This is a genomic window from Anaerocolumna aminovalerica (genome assembly GCF_900115365.1).
In the GTDB taxonomy this organism is placed as follows: Bacteria; Bacillota; Clostridia; order Lachnospirales; family Lachnospiraceae; genus Anaerocolumna; species Anaerocolumna aminovalerica.
The window spans coordinates 21932-48217 of the sequence record NZ_FOWD01000017.1; the positions used below are offsets into that span (position 1 = coordinate 21932).

Below are 26286 nucleotides of genomic sequence, written 5' to 3' on the forward strand. Positions count from 1 at the left end.
CAGTTTTTTTGGAGGCTTAATATGGTTTATATAGCAATTATTTCTTTAATATCAGGAATCGTATGTGGACAGTGGATTTTTAATGAACGATGGATTCATTTTTTTACGAATCAATCTCAGTATGTATTATATATATTGTTAATTTCTGTTGGAATCAGTGTTGGTCTTAATAAACAGGTATTTCAAAAGGTAAAGGAATACCACCTTAAGATACTCCTGATGCCTATGGGAACTATTATAGGTTCTTTGATTGGAGGTTTGACAGCCAGCTTATTGACTAATGTATCCTGGTATGACAGCATGGCCATTGCCTCAGGTCTTGGCTGGTACAGTCTTAGCGGTGTTATGATTACGGATTTGGCAGGAATACAATTAGGAACGGTAGCTTTTATGAGTAATCTTATGCGGGAAATTATTGCATTTATTATTATTCCCTATGTTGCAAGAACCTTTAATAAATATACCGCTATAGCACCGGCGGGAGCTACCAGTGAAGATACCTCCCTTCCCATGCTTATAAAATTTACTAACGAGGAAGTGGTAGTAATGGCGATTTTTCACGGTGTATTATGTAGTGTTGCGGTTCCTGTATTAATAAAATACATATACATTTTCTTCCGTTAAGGGATAAGCCATAGAAACAGTAATCCGAATTAAATGGTGCTAAAGTGCCGGAATTGAGGTTATTATGCATTTAGAAAAACTCCACCAATTAGATAAACAACAGAAGATTGAAGTGAAGAAATTAGTAAGTAAATGTTTGACAGCGGATGGATTAAGTAGAGAACTTTACTTAGATAATGATATGAATCTTTATGAAAATTTAGATAGCTTTTTTCTGTTATATGACCAGAAACAATTAGTCAGTGTATTGACTATATTTCAAATGAATGAAAGAGAAGCGGAAATATCTGGTTATACGTTGCCTGACAAAAGAAAGAAAGGTTATTTTACAGCTTTGCTTAATGCCGCAGAAGAGGAACTGCTGGATTTTGATATCTATGATATGGTATTTGTAGCAGAACCAAACAGTACCAGTGGTAAAATGGCAGCCTTATCGTTAGGAGCGTCCTTTATAAAATCGGAATACTTATTAAGATTAAAGCTTGAGGATTATACAAAAAAGTACAGTGAATTTTTATCGAACTTAAATTTCATAGTGAAGCCCTTAACATCAAAAGATATTATGCAGGCAGCATATATTCATTCCGAGATTTTTAAGACGGAATTTCAAGAATCGGAAGAACTGATACAAAATATCTTAGAGTCCGATTGTATGGTATGTTACGGTGCCAAATTAGAAGAAGAACTTATAGGTATTTGTAATGTGAACTATGGAAAGAATAAGGCTTCTATATTCGGATATGGAGTTATACCAAGGTTCCAGGGTAAAGGTTATGGAAAAGGACTCATTAATTATGTGCTAAGGCAATTAATTAAGGATAAGGTCAGTGAAGTCACGCTGCAAGTAAGCAGCAATAGTAAAAATGCAATGAAAATATATAATTATTTAGGATTTCAGATAGTAACCCAGTATGATTATTATGGTTGTCAGATTGAATTAGAGGAGTAACTAAGTCTGCCCTTTGGCATAAAATAATGTAAAACAAGGTATTTGAGGATGTTATGGCAGACAGAGTAGTTTTAGACCCGGGTCACGGAGGGGTTGACAGTGGTGCGGTATATGGTGATAGATTGGAAAAAAATGATAATTTAAACTTAGCCCTGGCAGTTGGCAAAATTTTGACCAATTATGGTGTTGATGTTTTATATACCAGAACGGAAGATGTCTATTCTTCGCCCATTAGCAGGGCCCAAGTGGCAAATGCTGAAAATGCCGATTTATATATAGCACTTCATAGAAATTCAAGTCCATTGCCCAATACTTATAGTGGTGTGGAAACTTTTATATATGATGAAGAAGGCATAAAGCCTATAGCAGCAGAGCTTATAAACGGAGAATTGGAGAAGATAGGATTTTACAATTTAGGTATAGATATACGAAAAGATATACCTGTATTAAAAAGAACGAATATGCCAGCCTTATATGTTAATGTTGGATTTATTAATACAGACTCAGATAATGCTTTATTTGATGAACAATTTGAAAATATTGCCTATGGAATTGCAACAGCTATTTTAGAAACTTTGAACAGGATGAATGAAACTGTAAATAATACGCATACTTATCGCGTACAGGTAGGATTATTCCGAGTATTAGAAAACGCAGTAAATCTTCAATATGAATTGTTTCTTCTTGGATATGAACCACTTATTGTATCTCAAGGAGAGTTATATGCAGTGCAGATCGGGGAACTTCCAAGTTTGGATCAAGCAGTGATTTTAGAACAGGAACTAAAACGGATTGGATATAATACATTAATTGTGCGGGATGAATAGGGTTGGTTGTATAACAATTCACATTTTGTGTAAAAAAATTTAAAAAAATATATTTACTTTTCTGCGTTAAAGTGATATAATTCATTAAGAGCAAAAACAAAGGCGTATTTGCCTAAACTAAATCGCCTGTTTTTTGCTCTTTTTTTGTGCAAAATTAATTTTGTGTGCTTGTAAATCTGTATGAAAGATAAAGGAGAAATTATATGGGATACGTTGATGAAGTTATTGAATTGGTAATGAGGAAAAACCCGGGTGAACCTGAATTCCATCAGGCAGTAAAAGAGGTACTGGAATCTTTGAGACCGGTTATAGATATGAATGAAGAAAAATATAGAAAAGAAGCGTTACTAGAGAGATTAGTAGAACCAGACAGACAAATTAAGTTTCGGGTTCCTTGGGTTGACGATAAAGGTCAGGTTCAAGTTAATACTGGTTACCGTGTTCAGTTTAATAATGCAATTGGACCTTATAAGGGGGGACTGCGTTTACATCCTTCTGTGAACATTGGTATTATTAAATTTCTCGGATTTGAACAAATCTTTAAAAATTCTTTAACCAGTTTACCCATCGGCGGTGGTAAAGGTGGTTCGGATTTTAATCCCAAAGGCAAATCGGACCGGGAAGTACTGGCTTTCTGCACAAGTTTTATAACGGAACTTTATAAATATATTGGAGCAGATGAAGATGTTCCTGCAGGTGATATTGGAACAGGGGCCAGAGAAATCGGTTATATGTATGGTCAATATAAGAAAATTACCGGCAGATATGAAGGAGTACTAACCGGAAAAGGTTTAACTTACGGCGGTTCTTTGGCTAGAACGGAAGCAACCGGATATGGTCTTCTATATTTAACCGAAGAAATGTTAAAATGTAACGGTCATAATATTGCAGGTAAAACAGTGGTTGTATCCGGATCCGGCAATGTGGCAATTTATGCGGTGGAAAAGGCTGGACAGCTGGGTGCAAAAGTCCTTACTGTCAGTGATTCCGATGGATGGATCTACGATCCGGAGGGCATAGATGTGACTGCATTAAAGGAAATTAAAGAAGTAAAAAGAGACAGACTTACGGAATATAAGAAATACAGGCCAAATTCCGAATATCATGAAGGCAGAGGAGTATGGAGTGTGAAATGTGATATTGCTCTTCCTTGTGCAACACAGAATGAATTACTTTTAGAGGATGCAAAAGTTTTGGTTGCCAATGGATGTATTGCAGTTGCAGAAGGCGCCAATATGCCTACTACCTTAGAAGCAACAGAATTTCTTCAGACAAATGGTGTTTTATTTGCACCGGGTAAAGCAGCTAATGCAGGAGGTGTTGCCACTTCCGCACTTGAGATGACACAAAACAGCGAAAGATTAAGCTGGACTTTTGAAGAGGTAGATTCTAAGTTAAAACAGATTATGGTTCATATTTTTCATAATTTATCTGATGCTGCAGAACGTTACGATCAAAAGGGTAATTACGTTGCAGGCGCTAATATTGCAGGTTTTGAAAAGGTTGCTAACGCTATGTTGGCTCAGGGTATTTGGTAAAATGTGAATATTTAATTTTATAAGAAAAATAGAAGGGATCAGGAATGATTATTATCATTTCTGGTCCTTAATTTTTTTGTTTCTACAAGTAAAGCAATTTTCACTAAATTAAAATAATGTCATATTATAAGATAAAGAATCATGAGATAGCAGTATCAATATCAGAAAAAAATAGCAGTGCTCAAGGGGGAATTTCATATATGGAGTTTACACTAAAAGAAATATTTGAAATATTTATGAAGCGAATTGTTTTTATTACAGTTTGTACCATAGGAGGTTTATGTGTTTCTTTTCTATATAGTAAATATATTATAAAACCAACCTATATCGCATCGGTACAAATGTATGTTAATTCCAATGATTCCACTTCTTCCGCTGATCTAAATGAATTAAATTACGCTCAGAAAGTAGTAACAACTTATATAAGTTTTTTGCAGACAAAGAAATTTTATGAACAGGTAATAGAAGAAAGTAATTTAAGATTATCGAGAGAACAGCTAAAAAACATGACCAACATTGAATCTATCAACAATACAGAAATTTTTGAAATAAGTGTAAGTTCTATGAACCCCAACCATTCATTTTTATTAGTTAAATCAATGGAGAAAATTGCACCTGAATTAATAAAAAGTATTAAAGACACAGCACAGATCAGTATAGTTGATCCTCCGGCTTTACCAACTTCTCCATCCAGTCCTAATATATTTAAGAATACTTTAATTGGAGGAATGATTACATTTATTATTACTATACTTATTTCATTATTAGGGGAAGTTATGGATGTAAATGTGAAGAATCAGGATGATTTATTAAGAAAGTATCAAGTTCCTATTTTAGGTGTAATACCAAATTATAAAAACAATAAAAAGAAAAAAGTATTATTAATAAAGCTAACTTCTATTGCAAAAAGGCTAAATAAGAAAATAGATTCGAAAGAAAATAAAAAGGCAGGTAAAAGTGAAAATATAAAAGAAAATGCGGAGAAGGATACACAATTCATTATAACAGAAGCTTATAATTCTCTAAGAACCAATTTGAAGTTTACCTTACGTCATCAGGGATGTAAGAAGATTGTAATAAGCAGCTCACTCCCAGAGGATGGAAAGAGTACGATTACTACCAATTTAGGTATTGTAATTGGCCAGACCGGTTCGAAAGTATTATTGGTGGACTGTGATTTGAGAAAAGGAAGATTGCACAATTTTTTCAATATAAAAAGCAGTCCTGGGGTCACCAATGTATTGTCCAATATGATTGATATAGAGAATGCAATTCAAAAGACCACATATGATAACTTATATGTACTGCCATTAGGAACCATTCCGCCTAATCCCTCCGAACTGATGGCCAGCAGCCAAATGGAAGAATTATTAAAGAAGCTGGAAAGAGAATACGATTATATTATCATTGATACACCTCCGGTCAGGGTTGTATCCGATGCTCTTATCCTGATGAAGGCAGCGGATGGTGTACTAATAGTTGTAAGAGAGGAAGTTACCTCTCATTCGGATATAACAAACTTCTTATCGAAGTGTAAGTATATGGAGATCAAAGTATTAGGATTTATACTTAATGGGATTTCTCTTAATCAGGAAAAGAAATCAAAATATCATTACTACTATTACAATAATTATAATGATTGATCTCCATACCCACATTTTGCCAGGTATTGATGACGGAGCCAGAAGCATCACTGAAGCAGTTGAAATGACGAAATCTCTTTTGGATCAGAACATTAATAAGGCAGTGTGCACTCCTCATTTTAATCCTATGCAGGTCTCCCTTCAAGAATTTATAAATAAGAGAACAGCTGCAATGAGCCTGATGAATGAAGCAAAGGTTGCGCTAATTTCCGGGAGCGAAACAATGCTTCACACTTATTTATTTCATTATCCTGATCTTAGTGAGTTATGTATAGGAAATACAAAATATCTGTTAATTGAATTGCCATACAGTAAAAAAAAGGATGGAATATATGAAACAATTGAAAAACTGATTTCATTCTATAACACCATTCCAGTTATTGCCCATATAGAAAGATATGATTTAACTTACAGGATCATAAAAAAATTACGGGAAATGGGATGTGTAATTCAATTAAATACAACTTCATTAATAGAGAAAAAAAGAAGAAACCAGGCAGTCCGTTATTTAAAGGATGGATTGATTGATGTACTGGGAAGTGATTGCCATAATATGAGCAATAGGCCCCCTGTGATTACACAGGCATTAGATATCATAACACAGGAAATTGGAAATAATTGTTGCAGCAATCTAAAATATAAGGGAGAGTGTATTGTGAATGGGATTGAAATTAATAAAAAACCCATGTTCCTTATAAAATAAAGAAAAAACCAAAGATTGATTTATTTAAGATTTTAAAAGGAGTGACAAATATGAAGTGGAATTACTTTTTTTTGTCGCCTTTTGTATTAACTAAGAGCGACTTTTCTATAGAATTATTGAAACATGACGAAAACAACAAAATGAATAGGTCTGTTCAGAGGTACTCCTATGATAAGAATTAATAATTATCGAAATAAGATTATTTTTATAACAGATCTATTTTTTATTATACTATCATGTTTTATTTGTTATATTTTAATACCAGTTGTAATAGGTATGAAAGGCATTCAACTATTTATTCCGCACATTATTACCTTACTCTTATGTGTATCATTATGCCAGTACTTATTAAAAACCTATGTCAATATATGGAGATATGCCGGATACAATGGGTATGTAAAGATAATGACAGGTGTATTATCAGGCTTTTTATTATACTTTGTAATAAACTTAATATTTTTTAGCCAGAAAACGTCTTTGATCTTTTCTGTAATAACCTGCTCTTTATCTATTCTTTTTATGTTGCTCATCCGCTTTTCTTATGGAATATACCGAATGAAATTCACAAGAATAAATAAGGAGTTTAAAGTTGATGATCTTTTAGAACGGGATTGTGTTTCTTTTGATAAGAAAGAAATTGATAAGTTCCTTCATCAAAAAGTGATTATGGTAACTGGAGGAGGGGGATCCATTGGATCCGAGCTATGCAGACAGATTGCCAGTTCCAACCCTGCTCAATTAATCATTATCGATTATTATGAAAACAATGCCTATGACATACAACAGGAATTGTTATATGAATATAAAGATGGCCTTAATTTGGCAGTTGAAATAGCCTCCGTGCAGGATAGAGACAAGATGAATCAGTTATTTCAGCGTTATAAGCCGCAAATAGTCTTTCATGCTGCAGCTCATAAGCATGTACCTTTTATGGAACAATGTCCGGAAGAAGCAATTAAGAATAATATTTTTGGAACTTATAATGTAGTTCAGGCAGCAAATCAGTGGAATGTTGAAAAATTTGTTCTTATATCTACAGATAAAGCGGTAAATCCAACAAGTATGATGGGCGCTAGTAAAAGAATGTGTGAAATGATTATTCAGAGTATGAAGAATATTAGTAATTCAAAATACGCAGCAGTCCGTTTTGGTAATGTATTAGGTTCTAGTGGGTCGGTAATACCTCTGTTTAAACGTCAAATTGAACATGGAGGGCCCATTACCATTACAGATAAAAGAGTTGAACGATATTTTATGACAGTTTCGGAAGCAGTTCAGCTTGTATTGACGGCAGGTACTATGGCCTCCCATTCTGAAATTTATGTTTTAGATATGGGGAAACCGGTAAATATCCTGAAGCTGGCAGAAAATTTAATCCGTTTACTAGGTTATGTTCCATATTCTGAGATTCCAATAATAGAAGTAGGTATGCGCCCTGGAGAAAAAATCAATGAAGAACTTTTTATGCAGGAAGAACTTGTAATGACTGAAAATAAAAAGATTTTTATTGAAAAACAGAAATCAATGTCGCCGGAAGAAATCGAAGAAAAAATGGAAATATTAAGGAAGGCATTGGAAACAAAGGATGGGAGTATTATTCGTCAATCCCTTATAAAGATTGTACCTAGCTTTATGATAAATAATAATGTAACGGATTAGGCTATTCCATAGGATTATCCTATGCATGGAATAAGCTGAATGAAAGTAACAGAATAAATACGTGGGAATATATTATTTAAAGGGTATGAGGACTTTGAAAGGAGCATGGTTGCAAATATGAGCGGGGAAAAGATATATCTTTCATCACCACATATGAGTGATGAAGGCTATGAAATGAATTTTATCAAGGAAGCCTTTGAGTCTAACTGGATTGCTCCCCTTGGCAGGAATGTTAATGAATTTGAGAGAGAGCTGGCCAATATGGTTGGAATTAAATCAGCCGCTGCCCTTTCCACTGGAACAGCTGCTATTCATATGGCCTTAAAAGCAGCAGGAGTCAGTGAAGGAGACATTGTGTTTTGTCAGTCCCTAACCTTTTCTGCCACTGCTAATCCTATTATTTATGAAAAAGCAGTGCCTGTATTTATTGACAGCGATTATGAAACATGGAACATGAGTCCGTCAGCACTTCAGAAAGCCTTTGAGAAATATGGAAAGCTTGGAAAAAAGCCGAAAGCAGTTATCGTTGTCCATTTATATGGTTTGTCGGCAAATATGGATAAAATATCAGAGATATGTAATAAGTATGACGTAACTTTAATCGAAGACGCGGCAGAAAGTTTAGGTACCCTATATAAAGGCAGATATACTGGCACCATTGGTGATTACGGTGTTTTCTCCTTTAATGGGAATAAAATCATTACTACCTCAGGCGGCGGTATGCTCATTTCGGATAATGAAGAAAGTATTAATAAAGTAAAGTTCTGGGCAACCCAGTCAAGAGATCCAGCCAGGCATTATCAGCATAGTGAACTGGGGTTTAACTATAGAATGAGCAATGTTTTAGCCGGTATCGGAAGAGGTCAGCTTATGATATTAAACCAGAGAATTGAGAAGAAAAGGTATATCTTTGAGTATTATAAGAAGATGCTTAAAGATATGGAGGGTATCCACATGATGCCAGTGAATAATTGGAGTAAATCAAATTGTTGGTTAAGCTGTATCCTGTTAAGAGGTAAAGTAAAGCCTCTTGATATTATACTGGCATTAGAAAAAAACAATATTGAATCCAGACCTATCTGGAAACCTATGCATATGCAGCCATTTTATTCAGGATATGATTTTGTTGGGGCAGGGGTTTCAGAAATTATATTTGAAGATGGAGTCTGCTTACCAAGTGATACAAAGATGACAGATGAAGACTTGAACCGTACAGTTTCCATCATAAAAGGGCTGTGGATCTAACGGTAACTAAAAAATAGTAATATGGAGGAAATCAATTGTTTCTATCAGGTGAGAAGGTAATATTAAGAGCCATTGAACTTTCTGATAAGGATATATTAAGAAACATGATAAATGATGGTGAAATGGAATATCTCCTTGGGGGATGGTCATTTCCTGTATCTGAAATGAAGCAAGAAGAATGGATTAAGTCCATTGATTCCGAACCTTATGTTTTACGTTGTATGATTGATGACAAACAAGAACATTCGACTGCCGGTACAGTAATCCTGTCAGATATAGATTATATCAATGGTACCGCCGAGATTCATATAAAATTATTGAAAAGTTTCCGTGGAAAGGGCTTTGGTACGGATACCATTAAAACAATGGTCCGATATGCTTTTTCTGAGCTTCGTCTTCAATGTATTTATGCACACATTAATGATTATAATATTGGCTCCCATAAGCTATTTGAAAAATCAGGTTTTATTAAAGAAGGGGTACTGCGAAGCAGAATATATAAGAATGGTACTTATCATAACCTGTTTGTATATTCCATTTTGAAAGAGGATTCCTATGGAAATAGGGAGTGAATTTTGGTTAGATGACCCTTCGGCAGAACAAAAGATGGAAGCACAGTGGATAAGAAAATTCGGTAATACGGTACTTACTACTTCTGGAAGAGGTGCTATATCCCTATTATTACAAGAAGTAAATCCTAGATTTAAATCCGTTTTATTGCCGGCTTATATCTGCGATTCCTTGATTTTACCATTTCGAAAGAATGGCTATCAATGCAGCTTTTATGATATTAACAAAGATTTGTCTCCCATTACCGAAACCATAAGGGAGAACAGAGAAGTAGGAATTTTCCTTCATATGGGTTATTTTGGGTTCTCTACAAATAGCAATCTAATGGAAGTGATCAGGGAATTCAAAAGAAACTCTGCCATTATTATTGAAGATGTGACCCAAACATTATTTTCTGATTTTAAGAGATACGAAGAGAATGACTACTATGTTGCCAGTGTACGAAAATGGATGGGCTTACCCAGCGGTGGTCTGCTGGCTTCACCAGTATGGGAAATAAAAGGTACATTACCGGAAGATAAATCCTTTGCTTCAATCCGAAAAGAGGCACTCTTACTTAAGGCAGAATATATACATAAGAAAGATGAACTATTAAAAAAACAGTATTTAAATTTGTTTTCACATGGGGAGAGGATACTTTCAGAAGAACCTTATCCCTATAGGATAGATTCTTTATCAAATAATATTATGAATGGAACGGATGTAAATAAATTAGTTGAAATAAGAAAAAACAATTATCAGATATTAAAGAAAGGTTTGAATGGGATTGAATTCATAGAACCTGTTTTTCAAAATGTTCCGGGAAATACGTGCCCTATGTTTTATCCGGTTTATCTTAATAATAATCGTGACCAAATCAGAGAAAAGCTTAGCAGCCGGAAAATTTACTGTCCCATACATTGGAGCAGGCCAAAACAGATTTCTGTAAATAGCTTTAAGAATATTGGGAATGTCTATAACAGGATTCTATCCATACCATGTGACCAGCGATACGATTGGAGGGATATGGACAGAGTAATATCTGTACTTGGTGAATTAGAAAATGACAGATCTTTAATCAAGGGAAGTGAATAAATGGGAAAGGAAATATTGATAAATAAACCGGAAGAATGGAACCGAATTGTTACCGGTTTTCATAAATATGATGTTTACTATCTGTCTGAATACGTAAAGGCTTTTCAGATTCATGGTGATGGAGAACCTGTTTTGTACTATTATGAAGATGATGAAATAAAAGCAGTAAATGTATTTATTTTAAGAGATATAGAGGCAGACAAGAGGTTTAAAAATCAAATTCTTCAAGGTACTTATTTTGATATCACCACGCCATATGGCTATGGAGGTTTTTTAATTGAAGGAAATGTTACCCGGGAAAGTATGAAACGGTTGGAACAGGAATACACAAATTACTGTATTAATAAAGGCATCATAAGCGAGTTCGTACGCTTTCATCCCCTCCTAAGCGATTACAAAACACTTGGTAAGTTCTATCATATTTCAAAACTTGGTAAAACCATTGTCATTCCATTGGCCTCCAAGGAAAAGATATGGAATAATCTTACCAGTAAAAACAGGAATATGGTAAGAAAAGCAGTAAAATCAGGGGTTGAAATCTATTGGGGACGAAGCAAAGAATTAATTGAATCATTTATTCCTTTATATAAGGCAACTATGGATAAAGATAAGGCAAAACCATATTATTATTTCGGAAAAGATTTCTTTAACAGCATATTATATGATTTAAAAAATCAAGCAGTTTTATTTTATGCTGTATATCAGACTCGTATTATTTCAATGGCGGTCCTATTGCTTACCAATGGTCATATGAACTATCACCTTTCTGCATCTCAGAAAGAATACCAGCATCTTGCACCAACCAATTTATTATTATACGAAGCCGCATGCTGGGGCTTTGATAATGGCTTTAAGACCTTTCATTTAGGGGGAGGATTAGGCAGTAAGGAAGATAGTTTATATAGATTTAAGAGCAGTTTTAACAGAGATTCAGATTATACGTTTACTATTGGAACTAAGATTTTTAACCAGGAAAAATATGACCAGCTGATAGAAATTAGAAAAAGGGAAATGCAAAATTCCGATTACTTAGATACTGATTTTTTTCCGGTATATAGAGGTGAGTATCTGTAATAATACATACCAATCCCATAACATAATATTGCTATGTGAAAAGTATGAATTATATTATAAATATTTACCCCGGGCCTGTCTTGCAAAATTGTAAGCATCCCAATACAGACTGGAGGAGATCATGAATATATTAGTAATAGCTCCCCATGCAGATGATGAAATTCTTGGTGTAGGAGGTACAATAGCAAAATATATCCATGAAGGCCATAATGTTTTTGTATGCATTGCATCAAGGGGATATATGCCTTTGTTTTCTGAAGAACTGGTAGAAACTGTTCTGAAGGAGGCAAAAGAATGCCATAAATTATTAGGAATTAAGGAGACGTTCTATCTTGATTTTCCTGCTTCCATGTTAGAAAAAGTAAATCGAAGTGAAATAAATGATAAACTATATGAAGTAATAGACAAAGTTCAGCCGGATATTGTTTTTATTCCCCATTACGGTGATATGCAAAAAGATCATGAAATAATAGCAAAGGCGTCTATGGTAGTTTTAAGGCCTAAATATAATCATAAGGTAAAGTTAATATATTCTTATGAAACCCTCTCGGAAACAGAGTGTAATATACCCCATGCGGCAAATGCATTTATACCAAATGTTTATATTGATATTACTCCTTATCTTCAAAAGAAGATGGAAGCAATGAAAAAATATCAGTCCCAATTATCCGATTTTCCAAATGCCCGTTCCATTGAAGCCTTAGATGCCCTGGCTAAACACAGAGGTGCAGCCATAAATGTAAGAGCTGCGGAAGCCTTTGCTTTAATCAGACAGGTGTTGTAAGTTACCCCCATCAGGGAAGAGGACTTATCTGTTTCAGCAGGAGTCGGTCTCCTGCTGAAATACCACCTAGTGGCAATGAGGCAGATGGTAGCGCAAGGGATAAACTTGCCTGTGGGCAAAACCTGCTTGCAGCAAGTGGAATATCCCCTTTGAAGAATAATGAGGTATTGATTTGTACAGTAAATATATTAAGCGCATTTTTGATATAGGCAGTTCTATCTTGGCAATTATAATGTGCATACCCTTTTTTATGATTATTTCACTATTTGTCTGGATTAACCTTGGCAGGCCAATTATATTTAAACAGCTTAGAGTTAGTAAGGATAATAAAATTTTTACTATGTATAAATTTAGAACCATGAGGGATATCAGAGATGCCAATGGGAATTTGCTGCCTAATGAATTAAGACAGACAAAGTTTGGAAGTTTTCTTCGCTCCACATCTATTGATGAGCTTCCTGAGTTATGGAATATATTAAAAGGCGATATTTCTTTTGTTGGTCCAAGACCCCTTATTCCAGAGTATTTACCTTATTATACGGAATATGAGCTGCAGCGGCATAAGGTAAGAGGCGGTTTGATTCCACCGGAAGTTTTGTATGGTGACATTACACCTACATGGCAGCAGCAGTTTGAATATGAAATTTATTATGCCAGCCATGTTTCTTTTCTCCTGGATTTTAAAATTATTATAGCATCCCTAAAAAGTGTTTTTAAAAGAAACTCAATTCATTATGGTAATTATAATAGAGAATCCTTTTTTCAGGAGAGAAGGAGTAAAAAGGAAAAGAAAGACTAGGTCATAGAAGGATGCTCTTACTTATAAGGAGAATTAGATTTATGATAATAGCTATTCACCAGCCAGATTATATACCTTATCCGGGATATTTTTATAAGATTGCTCAATGCGATTGTTTTGTTTTTCTTGACGATGCCCAGTATTCCAATGAAGGTTTTAGCAATTGGAACCGGATCAAGTCACCTCAGGGAGAACTCCGGCTCAAGGCTCCTGTACAGCAGACATTAGGAAACCTTATACAGGAAGTAAAGACCAGAGATTATCTGGGATGGAAACAAAAGCAACTGAAAACTTTATGGATGAATTATAAAAGAGCTAAATATTTTGAACCGGTTTATTCGGATTTTGAAAGTATTTTACTTCCTGAGTATGAGAATATTGCAGATATGAATATTGCAATTATTCAACTTTTTTGCCGTAAACTTGGTATAACCAAAAGGTTTGAGCGTTCTTCTTCCTTAGGTATTACAACTCTGAAAGAGGAGCGGATACTAGACATATGTACTTTGCTAAAAGGCAGTGTTTATCTATCCGGAAAGGGAGCCAGGGTATACCAGGACAGCGGACATTTTCTTGAATCTGGTATAGAGCTTAGATATACCGATTACCATTCCATTATCTATGAACAGCTATGGGGAGAATTCCTGCCTGATTTATCGATAATAGACTACCTGTTTAATCATGGTTACGACTGGGATTCTATTAAAGTGCAAATAAGGGGGAGGAACCATGGAAGTTAAAAAAGAAATAGGAAGTTTCCTTGAGTTGGATTTCTTCAAGGGACTTGAATATTATAAAGGCAATGCTGCACGTTTAAATTCTGCCAGGGCCGGTATTTATCATGCTGCACGTGTACTTAATTGTCATACTGTTTTACTCCCCTATTACCAATGTGAAACGGTAAGGGATTTTCTTTTAAAAAAGGGGATAAAGGTTCTTTACTATTTAATAGATAGGAAATTTAGCCCAAAGATACAAGCCTGTCCAGAGAATACGGCAATTGTACTTGTTAATTACTTTGGAATTATGGGGCATGATAGAATGAGCCATTTATCATCCAATTACCAGAATGTGATTATTGATAATTCCCAGGCCTTTTTTTCACCAGCTATAGAAGGCTGCATGAATGTATATTCTGCAAGAAAATTTATTGGGGTACCGGATGGTGCCTATGTTATTGGGAATCATGCGGAGGATTATTTACAGAAATATGAACTGGATTATTCTTCCGATACAAGTCTGTTTTTATTACAGCGTATCGAATATGGATGTGAGGGGAAGGCATATCAAGCCAGGGAAGCCAATGAAGCCAGGATAAATCAATCCGATATAAAGAGAATGTCTAAATTAACACATGCTATATTAGATGGAACGGATTATGAGCATATAAAGAGCAAACGGCGGAAAAACTTCAAAACTGCCTGTAACTTATTTGACAACATCAACAAAATCAATCCGGGTGTATTCTATTCCGATGATTGTATTCCCATGGTGTATCCATTGGTAGTGGAAGATGAGAAGTTATTGCCCGGATTAATTAAACATAAAGTATTCCAGGGACATTGGTGGAATTATCTTTTAGCGGAAACGGATCCTGATTCTTTTGAATACTATATGTCAAAATATATGATTCCGATAACCATAGACCAAAGATATGGTGAAAATGAAATGAAATATATTTTTAATATTATAAGTAAGGAATTATGATTCAATGAAAGTATTATTGATAACAATGTCATGGCCTGACAGAGGGGAATATAATCTGTATACAGATCTTATGCAGGAATTTATTGAACAAGGGCATCAGGTTACTGTGGTATCTGTAAATGATAGGAAAAATAATCAGGAATCAAATCTGTCCTACGTAGATAAGATACAGATTCTGCATATAAGAACTGGAAATATACAAAAAACCAATAAATATTCTAAGGTCATATTTTCATTTCTTGCAAATCCACAGATTATATATGCTGCACATAAGTATCTAAGAAAACAGACCTTTCATTTAATTCTTTTTACAACACCGCCTATTACTTTATCGCCAAGTGTGGTTCTGTTAAAAAGAATATATAATGCTAAACTATATCTTTTGTTAAAAGATATATGGCCTCAGGACACGGTTGATTTGGGCGCTATGAAAAAAGGTGGTATTGTCTGGTTAGTTTTTCGATATTTAGAAAAGTTCACTTATAAAAATTCGGATTATATTGGGTGCATGTCAAAGGCAAATGTAGAATATGTAAAAAGAAACAATAAATATCTAAAAGATAAAATTATTCAGGTGTGTCCAAATAGTCAGAAAGTACGAGACTTACCAATTGTAGACAGAGATTTTATCAGAGAAAGATATGATTTGCCAAAAGACAAAATTATTCTTGTATATGGCGGAAATCTGGGAAAATCTCAGGGAATAGAGTTTTTAATTGATATCATACATTCCTATAAAGAAGACTCCGATTATTTCTTTTTAATCGTAGGGTCTGGTACCGAATATGATTTTTTATACAAGATAATAAACAGTATGCCCTTCCAAAATGCAAAAATATTACCATGGATTCATAAAAAAGATTTTATCCAGTTAATTCAGGCCTGTGATATAGGTCTCATCTTGCTGGATAAAAAAAATACAGTACCTAATTTTCCATCCAGGCTGCTGACTTATCTGAACACTAAAATCCCAATTATTGCTGCTGTTGATAAAGCTACGGATATTGGTGATATTATTGAAAGCGCCGGCTGCGGGGTGAAAACCTACCATGGGGATATAGATGGTTTCAGGCAGGCGGCAGAAAAAATGAAACAAGAAGAGACCAGAAAGTTAATGGGGGAAAATGGGTACCAACTGTTTTTGGATAAATATTCCTCGAATAAGAGTTATAAGATAATCATGGAGCATTTTCAGGAAGAAGAGCAAATAAAAGAGCAAGTAGAAAAACAGATAGAAGAGCAAATAGAAAAGCAGGATAAGATTATGAATGGGCATATTAGAGCAAAAAATCATGAAGGGAGGATGAGTTCAATAAAAACAATAAAGAGTTTTATTTTGTCTTCAATCTTTAAGCTTGTTAATTTTATCTGCTATGGAGATTTACCAACCACTTATTATTTGAAAAAGGGCATGAAGATAGGCTGCAATTTTCACAGACAGACAGCAACGAAATTTGATCCTGCCCATTGCTATCTTATAGAGATCGGAGATAACGTAACAGTGGCTAATAATGTTCAGATTCTTGCCCATGACCAGTCTGCCAGAGTTCACCTGGGGTATGGTAAAGTTGGAAGAGTAGTTATCGGAAATAAGGTATTCATAGGTGCAAGGACTTTAATATTACCTGGAGTAATAATTGGAGACAATGTAATTATTGGTGCCGGGAGTGTGGTAACAAAAAGTATTCCTAACAATTCAGTTGCAGTTGGTGTACCTGCCAGAGTAATTGGGACTACTGGGGATTATCTTATAAAATACAAAAAAGAATTATTAACAAAGCCGGTGTTTAACAAATCTTATAGCAATAGCCGGAAATTATCAAAAGGTCAAAAAGCGAAAATAATAAAAACCTGTAAAGAGGGTTATGCATATATTGAATTAGGTAAAGTAATTGAATATGGAAGAAGGAAACAAGATCTGCATGATCAATACTATTAAACAAATATTATTAAAGAATCATAAACTATCCTTAGTCTTTGCCTATTTTTATACTCATCTGTTTGGATTGAACAGAATGAAAGGGAAAAATAGGAATCAGATCCACCTTAAAAACTGTTTCATGAAAAACAGCCAGATTAAAATAAAAGGCAGGAATAATAAAATATTTGCAGATAATCAATGTGTATTATCCAGATGTAAGATAAATATTACCGGAGATAACAATAAGATATTTATAGGCAGCAGGGTATCTGCTGTAGATTGTGAAATACATATAGAGGATAATAACAATCTTGTATGGATTGGGATGGGAACACATATCAGCGGAAGGACTCACTTAGCATGTATGGAAGGAAGTAAAATTACAATAGGGGAAAGATGTCTTTTCTCCTCAGATATTGTTTTTCGGACAGGAGACAGTCATTCTATTCTTGATTTACAGGGGAAACGTATTAACCAGTCAAAGGATATCAGAATAGAAGATCATGTATGGATTGGTAATAAAACCATAGTAACAAAAGGAGCAAAAATAGCCCAGGATTCTATTGCAGCAACGGGTGCAATTGTTACAGAAAAATTTGACGAACCCAATGTTATATTAGGGGGGATTCCGGCTAAGGTAATAAAAAGGGGCATTAACTGGGATGAAAGAAGGATATAATCTGGTGAGTATATGAATAAATCGAAAAGCTTTTCTGAAAGAGATTATATATTCGTTGTAAAAGCATTTGCTTTATTAAGTATTGTTGCTGCACATGTTGCAACTGTACCCCAAAATTCTCCACCATGGACTGTTTTATTGGGATATATCCTAAGCAGCATTGGTTCAATTGGTGTTGGCGTATTTTTCTTACTTTCCGGATATCTTTACTTCCGAACTACTAAAACATTCTGCCAATTTTTTTATTCCAAAATCAGGACCATTTTAATTCCATGGTTTTTTTGCGGAACTTTCCTGTTTTTGTATGTTGTTCTACGTAAAGGTGGATTAAATTTATATAATTGGTTTACGACACTTACTGTATTTAGTCATTTATATTATTTGACAGTTTTAATGATCTTTTATTTATTGTTTTGGAAGTTAAGAAATAATAATTGTTTTTTAATCTTCTTCAGCTGTTTATCCATAATTAGCATTACTTTAACCGGACAGGAAATACTGGATATTTATCCATATATTAACCCTTTGAATTGGGCCCTTTACTTTATACTTGGTTTGCTTATCCGAAAGTATGATCTTCTTGAAAAATTGGCTTTGTTTTGTAAGAAATGGCTTGTAATGATAAGCTGTGTATATGTAATTATTTTAATTATCTATCTGTCTTGGGGCATATACATCAGTTATTGGAAACATGCTGCAATAATTGCTGAACTGTTTGCAATTGCTTTAGTACTGGGAATATCTAGTTATTGCTCCGGTATGAAAAAAACAAATTGGTTTGTCTACCTGGGTAAGATGTCATTTTCCATATATTTATTGCATACACCATTTGCAGGAATTATTACGAACCTGTTTAATCATTTTCATCTTTGGTATTTTACATTATTCAGGCCTTTGATTGTTATATTAATGACTCTACTAGGTATTGAAATAGTACGGTATCTATCTAAAAAAATCAAAGTAAATAAAATTGCAGATATATTACTTGGAGTCTATAAGACAGACAGGAGCCGGACATGAGAATTTTATTAATCAATTCTGACATTGGATATGGAAGCACAGGAAGAATTACCAGTGATCTGTATCATTCCATAATAGCATCTGAAAATGAGGCAGGAATAGGGTATGGAAGAGAATGTACGGAAGATCTGACCGGTAATATAAGAATAGGAAACCAATTGGATGTTTATATTCATGCATTAAAAACAAGGCTGTTTGACTTACAGGGTTTTGGGTCTGTTAAGGCAACAAGGAAGTTTATACAGCAAATTAAAGTATACCGCCCTGACCTGATTCATCTCCATAATATTCATGGAAGTTATATTAATATTAAGTTATTGTTTGAATACATAAAGGAAATGGGGATACCTGTCATATGGACACTGCATGACTGTTGGGCTTATACAGGTCATTGTGCCCATTATACCTTTGTGAATTGTAATAGATGGAAAACAGGATGTCATAATTGCATCCAAAAGACCTTATACCCGGCTAGTTACTTATTTGATAATTCAAAGAAGAATTATAGTTTAAAAAAAGAAATTTTTACCGGTGTAGAAAACTTAACCATAGTTACGGTCTCTAACTGGCTAAAGGATGAAGTTAAGAATTCTTTCCTAAGGGATTATGAGGTTAGAGTAATATCAAATGGAATTGATCTCAATATATTTAAGCCTTCCATAAGCAGCTTTCGGCAAAATAATCATTTAGAAAATATAACAATACTATTGGGAGTAGCATCCATATGGAGTGACAGAAAAGGGTTAGGGTTATTCAATGATTTAGCAGAAAAATTAGACAATAACTATAAAATTGTGCTTGTGGGAATGGAAAAAAAGCAAAGAAAGTTACTTTCCGGCAATATATTGGCTGTAAGCCGTACTAACCAATTAACAGAATTGGCAGAAATTTATTCCGCAGCGGATATATTTCTTAATCCATCTATGGAAGAGACTTTTGGAATGGTATCATTGGAAGCCCTGGCATGTGGGACACAAGTTATTACCAATAAATATTCCGCTAATCCGGAACTGGTTAACGAAAAATGTGGAATGATCGTAGAAGATATCAATGCAGAATCGTATATGACTGCAATCAGAGAATTAAAAAAAATGCCTAAGGATGCAAATGATTGCGTTCAATGGGCGAAACAATTCAATAAGAATAAATGTTATCAGGCTTATTTAGATTTATATAAGGAAGTGATTCCATGAAAATTTTATGGTTAATCAATATACCCTCCCCATACAGAGTGGATTTTTTTTCGGAGTTGGGAAAATACTGTGAACTAACGGTACTATTTGAAAAATTTACATCAACAGAACGGGATGAAAGCTGGAGCTATCATCATTTTGTTAATTTTACCGGAGTTATAATGAAAGGAATCCCCGTTGATGTAGATAAAGCTGTTTGTTTAGGAATGATAAAGTATTTAAAAAAAGAAAAGTATGATTATATAGTCGTATCCAATATAGCAACTCCAACTGGAATTATTGCTATTGAATATATGAAGTTTCGTAAAATTCCATATTTACTGGAAGGCGATGGTGGATTTTCTAAGGATGGAAAGGGGCTGAAAGAAGCTTATAAAAAGCATTTAATAAAAGGTGCAGCCGGTTATTTCAGTACTTCACAAAATCACGATGAATATTTTATTACCTATGGAGCCAAGAAAGAAAAAATATTCCGCTATCCTTTTACCTCCCTAAAAGATCAGGATATCAGTTCTCACATAGCAGAGAATGAGGAAAAACTCCAATTAAAAAAAGAACTGGGTGCTGAAAGAGAAAAGGTAATTTTATCTGTAGGACAATTTATTGACAGAAAGGGTTATGATATTTTATTCCTATCCTGCAAAGATATCCGTCCCAACGTGGATATCTACATTGTTGGTGGGAAGCCCACAGATAAATATATCAGTCTTCTAAAAGAATTAGATCTAAAAAATGTTCATTTTGTAGAATTTAAATCCAGAGAAGAATTAAGAAATTACTATCAGATGGCCGATTTATTTGTTCTGCCAACGAGAGAGGATATATGGGGGTTAGTGATCAATGAGGCTATGGCTCATGGTTTACCTGTGGTAACTACTGAAAAATGTATAGCGGGAACAGAGTTAATTGAGGATTATGAGAATGGCTTTCTTATTCCTTCAGAAGATCCAGAAGCACTTGCACAAAAAATAAATGAGATTCTGGAAAATGAGGATTTAAGATTAAAAATGTCAAATAACAATAGAAATAAAATCAGGAAATATACCATTGAGACCATGGTAAAGCGACATATAGATGTATTTATGACTCTAAAAGAAGAAAAATAATTAATTTTTCAAAATATTTAATTATTACCTCTATTGCATCCATTCTGATTAGGAGAGGATATGATACAAAATGAAAGTTTTATTTTTAGGGTATGGGGTCAGCCGGGAAACTGCTTCAAAATTATATGGTGCATCGGTGGCCGGTAATAAAATGCAGGTCAATGTATTGGAGCAGTTAGCCAAGTATCCGGATATTGATCTGAAATGTATTACAATATACCCTGTTGCTGCTTACCCTAATGGAAAATTATTTATAAAACGGGAGAGAATCTGCCTATTTGATTCATTTTATTCCCTTAAAATAGGATTTCTTAATTTACCATTCCTAAAACAAGTATGTGAAACCCTTTCTACCTATATTGAAGGAAAAAGACTTATTGAAAAATATAAAATAAAAACTATTTTTACTTTTAACATGTTTCCTCAAGTGGGATTACCTGCAAAATGGCTCAAAAAGAAATATGACTGTAACATAGTGACACTTCTTGCTGATCTGCCCATTGATGATACGGTTGGCAGAAAGGGTATTTCAAAGGTGCTTCGACGGATATTTGATCACTTAACCTGGAAGGGAATCTCATTCTGTAACAAAATAATCACATTAAATAAATATGCAATCCAGTTATATGCACCTGATAAGCCTTATATTGTAATGGAGGGGGGATTGGATCCCCGTGATATTAATGATATACCAGTAAAAATACCTGTAAAAAAGAATCTAGTTTATTCAGGAGCTCTTGTTGAATATAGTGGAATTATCAATTTAATAAAGGCTATGGAATATGTAGAGGATAAAGAGGTCATTCTTAATATTTATGGTAGTGGACAGATTACGGAGTATGTAGTTCAATGCGCGGAGAAAATGAATAACGTCCGCTATTGGGGAAAAGTTGATAACAATTCCATGAAGAGAATCCAAAGGGAAGCTTACTTACTCATTAATCCCAGACCGGTTGAAAATCTTATCTCTAAAGTTACATTTCCTTCCAAGATATTTGAATATATGGTCAGCGGAACTCCGGTACTGACCACAAGACTAAATGGTTTTACAGAAGAATATTACGATAAAATGTTTTTTGTAGAGAATAACGAACCCAATCAATTAGCCGGTAAAATCAATGAAGTAATGGGGCTGCCAAGGAGTGTTTTAAGAAAAAAGGCATTGTTAGCCAGACAATTTGTTTTAGAAAATAAGACATGGGAAAAGCAATGTAAAAAAATATATGAATTTATTAAAGAAGAAGTGTGAAGAAAAAGCATCTTCCCACTTGGAAGAACTCCAACATGAGAATTCATAGGAATTCTCACGTTGAACTTCTTCTCTATTATTTGAGATGTCGCGAAGCGACAACAATATGGAAGTGTGAAGGAAAAGCATCTTCCCACTTGGAAGAACTCCAACATGAGAATCCATTGGAATTCTCACGTTGAACTTCTTCTCTATTATTTAGATGTCGCGAAGCGACAACAATATGGAAGTGTGAAGGAAAAGCTTCCCACTTAAAGTTTATGTCAGATAGAATCAGGGCAGTTTGATTCTGCCTGGCTTGGAGGACTGAATATGAAAGAAATTATTAAGAATCCCAGTGAAAATAGAACAGACAATTTTGATAAGTTTGTGTTTTACGCCTGTGTTATTGATACACTTTTTTTGCCTTATTTTTGGTTTATATCAGTTCCCTATACAATGCCTCTGACATTTTATTGGTTATTAAGAAGATATAAGAAATTAAATGAATCAAAAGAATACAAATTATTTCTTATAATTTTTATATTTATGAGTATCAGTACAATGTTCAGCTTTATTCTAGCTCCCCAGTATATATATAAAAATTTGGTATATTTAATCCAGTTTACCACTATGTTTTTGTATTATTTTATATTTGTGTATTATCTGAATCAATTCGACTTTAAGGGGAAGAATTTTTTAATTGTATTTATTGTATCTGCAGTCATATTAGCCGTATTCTATAATATTGATAAATCTTTTTACCACAAAGTAGTACTGTTTTGGAATCACCGCTCCGGAATTTCCATCAACGAACTTTCCTATACCAATTTTGTTGGATACCGGTATTCTTTTATATGGATGGATGCCAATAACATAGGATATATGATGAATGCAATTGTATTGTATTTATGGTGTAATGAGAAAACCAGTTTTTTTACCAAAACATTTTCCTTATTATCCTTACTGTTTGTGCTGATATCCTGCATGAGCAACGGAGGATTCTTAGTTTTTGTTTTTAATATTATTGTATTTATTATTGTAGAGCTAATCCAGTTACTAAAAGGAAAATATAAGTTAAAGTTTCACATTACCCCCACTTCTTTGTTTTTGTTTCTGATTACGGTATTATCACTGATCTATATCATTCCGCAGATACCAAAGTATTTAGAAACTGGAGTTGCTCTGGAGGCATTAGAGCGGATTGACAGAAATTCAGGAGATTCCCGTATTAGAATATGGCAGTTTATAATTGAGAAAGTTAATTTCCTGGAATATATATTTTGGGGTAAAGGTGGAGTTACATTAGTGGATGGAAGTAAATTTTCTCCTCACAATGGACATTTTTACTGGATTCTTGGATATGGATTTATTTCATACGTTCTATTTATGTATTTAATCTTTCGAAAAAGAAAAAGAACCGGTCTGAAACAATATATCTGGGTGCTGTCTATATTAATAGGCTTTACTGTTAATATCCTCCTTGGAGAAATAAAAATGATGGGTATTGTAATGCTGTTAGTTGCATGTTCATCCAGTCAAAAATATCTGGAAGCCAGAGACAGCTAAAAACTGATTAAAAGCCATAAAAAAGAAGCGAGATCATTATGAATAAAGATTTAATAAGTGTTATTGTACCGGTTTATAATGTGGAGGAATATATAAGTGAGTGTATTGAATCCATACAGGACCAGACTCACAATTTATTGGAAATCATCCTGGTTGATGATGGCTCTACAGACAGCAGCGGAGAAACATGTGACAGATATGCAAAAAGTGATAGTAGAATTGTTGTCATTCATCAAAAAAACAAAGGTGTCTCATCTGCAAGAAACTCTGGATTAAAACGGGCTTCCGGTGATTACATCGGTTTTGTGGATGGAGATGATAAAATTGTCCCCAGCATGTATGAAGAGATGCTAAAAACCATACATGTCCATCATTCACAGATGTGCGTATGCACAAAGCATATCTTTCATGACCGAATATTAAAAAATTCAAATATTGGAAAAAACCAGATTACAAACAAAGAGGCTATTATGGAATTGCTGCAAATGAACTTTCCAACTTCTTTGGGTTCTGGTCTATATGAAAGAAGTTTAGTTAAAAATCTTTACCTGAATAAAGAAATCCATTACTGGGAAGATTTTGAATTTCAGCTTCGGGTACTGGATAGGGCAAAATTAATTTCAATCTATGATTATCCATTGTATTATTACCGTCAAAGGAATGAGAGTGCCAATCATCAGCAAATCAATGACAAAGTAATGTCATGCTTAAAAATAGCTCCTTACGTTAACAGATTTATAATTAGTAATTATCCGGAATATGAGGCAGAATCAAGAGAGCTTTATACAGTCTTTTTACAAATTGTTATAGGCTATTTATCAAAATCTGAAATTGTCCATAAAAAATACTTTAAAACAATAACAAAAAATGCAAGAAAATATCTCTTATATGCAATAAAATCGAGAAATATTAGACTTTTAATGAAAATTTATATTATTTTATGTGTTATTGATGCCAGGATTTTTTGGAAGGTATACCGGACTATAAAGGGTATCCAGACAAGGAATAGAAGGAGTTAATAGCAGGGACAGATTTGAGATGTGGCAAAGCCACATCATGCGGGGAAGGTTGCAAGAAAATAAAGTATAGAAAGAATGCCACATCATAATTCTTTCAACTTGATCTTTTGTGGCGGTATCACATCTGCAAACAGAGTACCACATTTGCAAACGGTTGTGATACGCAATGGGTGTATAATGAAAAAAATTGGAATAATTACCCTAAATGGTTATTTTAATTACGGAAACCGCTTACAAAATTATGCTTTACAAGAAGTATTAAAATCTTTGGGTTTTCAAGTGGAAACCATATTAGTTGATACAACAAATCAATCTGAAAATACATCTCCGATTCCTATGAGGAATAGAATATTTTTTAAAAATAGAAAGAAAAAAGATATGGAACTTTCTGAAGTGCTTTACAAGATTATTACAATATTGTGGAATCAAATTCATAAGAAGGAAATCGTAAAGTCCAGAATGCAGCGGATAAAACGATTGAAAGCTTTTTCAAATAAGTATATTAAAGAAACGAAATTTTGTATATCCAGTGAAAATATACCGGAGAATTTAGCACACTGTTATGATTATTTTGTTGCTGGGAGTGACCAGGTATGGAATCCGGACTATATTCATAATTCATCCATTTATTTTTTAACCTTTGCTCCCGGGAAGAAAAGAATTGCTTATTCCCCTAGCTTTGGTATCTCTCATATTCCCACTGAATATTCAGAAGCTTATAAACTATGGCTTTCTGAAATGGCCAGCTTATCTGTAAGAGAAGAGGCCGGAGCAGATATTATAAGAAATTTAACAGGGAGGGAGGCTGAGGTTCTTATTGACCCCACTCTTTTATTAACAAAAGAAAATTGGCTTTTAATATCTAAGGAACCTGTCTATAAACCGAAAAGGTGCTATCTGTTAACCTACTTTTTGGGAGAACAAACACTGGATAGAAAGAAAAAAATAAAAGAAATAGCAAGGGCGAATAGTTTAATTGTAGTGAATCTAGCAGATATGAAGGATCCAAAAAGATATTCGGCTGATCCCGGCGAATTTATTGGGTATATACAATCTTCCAGTGTTATTTTTACAGATTCTTTTCATGGATGTGTATTTGCCATTTTATTTGAAAAACCATTTGTTGTATTTGACAGAATTGGGACCGGGACTTCCATGAATTCCAGAATCGATACGCTTCTTGGTACATTCCGGTTACAAACAAGGAAATGGGAGGTTTTAAGAAAGGATGAAATTTTTCAATTAGATTATTCACAGACTGCGCCTATTTTAGAAAATGAACGTAACAAAGCAATTAATTATCTAAAAGGTACATTAAGTTAATAAAGATCAAATTTTATATTTAATATGAAAAG

23 protein-coding genes and 2 pseudogenes are annotated in these 26286 nt (G+C 34.0%); all 25 read left to right on the forward strand.

From position 1 onward, the window contains the following. Positions 1–21: 21 nt before the first annotated feature. The 25 genes and pseudogenes from BM183_RS10810 (at position 22) to BM183_RS10925 (ending at position 26254) form a co-directional block, all read left to right on the forward strand. The gene (locus BM183_RS10810; RefSeq protein WP_091686881.1) at positions 22–624 is read left to right on the forward strand and encodes a LysO family transporter; all 603 of its coding nucleotides are present in this window, start codon (positions 22–24) and stop codon (positions 622–624) included. 64 nt (positions 625–688) lie between these two features. Further along, positions 689–1573, forward strand: a complete 885-nt coding sequence (locus BM183_RS10815; RefSeq protein ID WP_091686882.1) for a GNAT family N-acetyltransferase — start codon at positions 689–691, stop codon at positions 1571–1573. A gap of 53 nt (positions 1574–1626) precedes the next feature. Beyond that, the gene (locus BM183_RS10820) at positions 1627–2400 is read left to right on the forward strand and encodes an N-acetylmuramoyl-L-alanine amidase (protein ID WP_091686884.1); all 774 of its coding nucleotides are present in this window, start codon (positions 1627–1629) and stop codon (positions 2398–2400) included. A gap of 203 nt (positions 2401–2603) precedes the next feature. Further along, the gene (gdhA, locus tag BM183_RS10825; protein WP_091686886.1) at positions 2604–3938 is read left to right on the forward strand and encodes an NADP-specific glutamate dehydrogenase; all 1335 of its coding nucleotides are present in this window, start codon (positions 2604–2606) and stop codon (positions 3936–3938) included. Positions 3939–4138: 200 nt separating this feature from the next. Next, positions 4139–5581, forward strand: coding sequence for a tyrosine-protein kinase domain-containing protein (locus BM183_RS10830; protein ID WP_170847965.1), 1443 nt, complete (start codon positions 4139–4141; stop codon positions 5579–5581). Further along, positions 5511–6284 (forward strand): CpsB/CapC family capsule biosynthesis tyrosine phosphatase, encoded by a 774-nt coding sequence (locus BM183_RS10835; protein ID WP_091686889.1) that lies wholly within the window; start codon positions 5511–5513, stop codon positions 6282–6284. Before BM183_RS10830 ends, BM183_RS10835 begins: the two co-directional genes overlap by 71 nt. Before the next feature lie 555 nt (positions 6285–6839). Further along, positions 6840–7943, forward strand: a complete 1104-nt coding sequence (locus BM183_RS10840) for a UDP-N-acetylglucosamine 4,6-dehydratase family protein (protein WP_242960969.1) — start codon at positions 6840–6842, stop codon at positions 7941–7943. A 117-nt stretch (positions 7944–8060) separates the two neighbouring features. Further along, a complete protein-coding gene (locus BM183_RS10845; RefSeq protein ID WP_091686893.1) occupies positions 8061–9188 on the forward strand; it encodes a DegT/DnrJ/EryC1/StrS family aminotransferase in 1128 nt (375 codons plus the stop codon). A 35-nt stretch (positions 9189–9223) separates the two neighbouring features. Continuing rightward, positions 9224–9760, forward strand: coding sequence for a GNAT family N-acetyltransferase (locus tag BM183_RS10850; RefSeq protein WP_091686894.1), 537 nt, complete (start codon positions 9224–9226; stop codon positions 9758–9760). After that, positions 9744–10832: an aspartate aminotransferase family protein gene (locus tag BM183_RS10855; protein WP_091686896.1), complete on the forward strand. Its 1089-nt coding sequence runs from the start codon at positions 9744–9746 to the stop codon at positions 10830–10832. The genes BM183_RS10850 and BM183_RS10855 overlap by 17 nt, the downstream gene beginning before the upstream one ends. Then, positions 10833–11906 carry a lipid II:glycine glycyltransferase FemX gene (locus tag BM183_RS10860; RefSeq protein ID WP_091686898.1) on the forward strand — a complete coding sequence of 358 codons (1074 nt, stop codon included), beginning with the start codon at positions 10833–10835 and terminating at the stop codon, positions 11904–11906. A 121-nt stretch (positions 11907–12027) separates the two neighbouring features. Further along, entirely contained in the window at positions 12028–12690 is a 663-nt protein-coding gene (locus tag BM183_RS10865) for a PIG-L deacetylase family protein (protein ID WP_170847966.1), read from the forward strand. 172 nt (positions 12691–12862) lie between these two features. After that, on the forward strand, positions 12863–13489 hold the full coding sequence (locus BM183_RS10870) for a sugar transferase (protein ID WP_242960970.1): 627 nt from the start codon (positions 12863–12865) through the stop codon (positions 13487–13489). Positions 13490–13530: 41 nt separating this feature from the next. Beyond that, positions 13531–14229 carry a WbqC family protein gene (locus BM183_RS10875; protein ID WP_091686901.1) on the forward strand — a complete coding sequence of 233 codons (699 nt, stop codon included), beginning with the start codon at positions 13531–13533 and terminating at the stop codon, positions 14227–14229. Continuing rightward, complete coding sequence (locus BM183_RS10880) at positions 14219–15196, forward strand: hypothetical protein (protein WP_091686903.1); 978 nt, start codon at positions 14219–14221, stop codon at positions 15194–15196. The genes BM183_RS10875 and BM183_RS10880 overlap by 11 nt, the downstream gene beginning before the upstream one ends. A 508-nt stretch (positions 15197–15704) precedes the next feature. Then, positions 15705–16319 (forward strand): annotated as a pseudogene (locus BM183_RS21680) (glycosyltransferase); the annotation flags it as partial. A gap of 462 nt (positions 16320–16781) precedes the next feature. Beyond that, positions 16782–16925: pseudogene (locus BM183_RS21685) on the forward strand (DapH/DapD/GlmU-related protein); the annotation flags it as partial. A gap of 193 nt (positions 16926–17118) precedes the next feature. Further along, on the forward strand, positions 17119–17796 hold the full coding sequence (locus BM183_RS10890) for an acyltransferase (protein WP_091686906.1): 678 nt from the start codon (positions 17119–17121) through the stop codon (positions 17794–17796). Positions 17797–17808: 12 nt separating this feature from the next. After that, entirely contained in the window at positions 17809–18816 is a 1008-nt protein-coding gene (locus BM183_RS10895; protein ID WP_091686907.1) for an acyltransferase family protein, read from the forward strand. Beyond that, positions 18813–20009 (forward strand): glycosyltransferase, encoded by a 1197-nt coding sequence (locus BM183_RS10900; protein ID WP_091686909.1) that lies wholly within the window; start codon positions 18813–18815, stop codon positions 20007–20009. Before BM183_RS10895 ends, BM183_RS10900 begins: the two co-directional genes overlap by 4 nt. Beyond that, the gene (locus tag BM183_RS10905; RefSeq protein WP_091686911.1) at positions 20006–21115 is read left to right on the forward strand and encodes a glycosyltransferase family 4 protein; all 1110 of its coding nucleotides are present in this window, start codon (positions 20006–20008) and stop codon (positions 21113–21115) included. The genes BM183_RS10900 and BM183_RS10905 overlap by 4 nt, the downstream gene beginning before the upstream one ends. Before the next feature lie 70 nt (positions 21116–21185). Continuing rightward, the gene (locus BM183_RS10910; protein ID WP_091686913.1) at positions 21186–22364 is read left to right on the forward strand and encodes a glycosyltransferase; all 1179 of its coding nucleotides are present in this window, start codon (positions 21186–21188) and stop codon (positions 22362–22364) included. Positions 22365–22676: 312 nt separating this feature from the next. Then, entirely contained in the window at positions 22677–23912 is a 1236-nt protein-coding gene (locus BM183_RS10915; protein WP_091686914.1) for a hypothetical protein, read from the forward strand. Positions 23913–23950: 38 nt separating this feature from the next. Next, entirely contained in the window at positions 23951–24931 is a 981-nt protein-coding gene (locus BM183_RS10920) for a glycosyltransferase family 2 protein (RefSeq protein WP_091686916.1), read from the forward strand. Between the two features lie 177 nt (positions 24932–25108). Further along, on the forward strand, positions 25109–26254 hold the full coding sequence (locus BM183_RS10925) for a polysaccharide pyruvyl transferase family protein (RefSeq protein WP_091686918.1): 1146 nt from the start codon (positions 25109–25111) through the stop codon (positions 26252–26254). Positions 26255–26286: the final 32 nt, after the last annotated feature.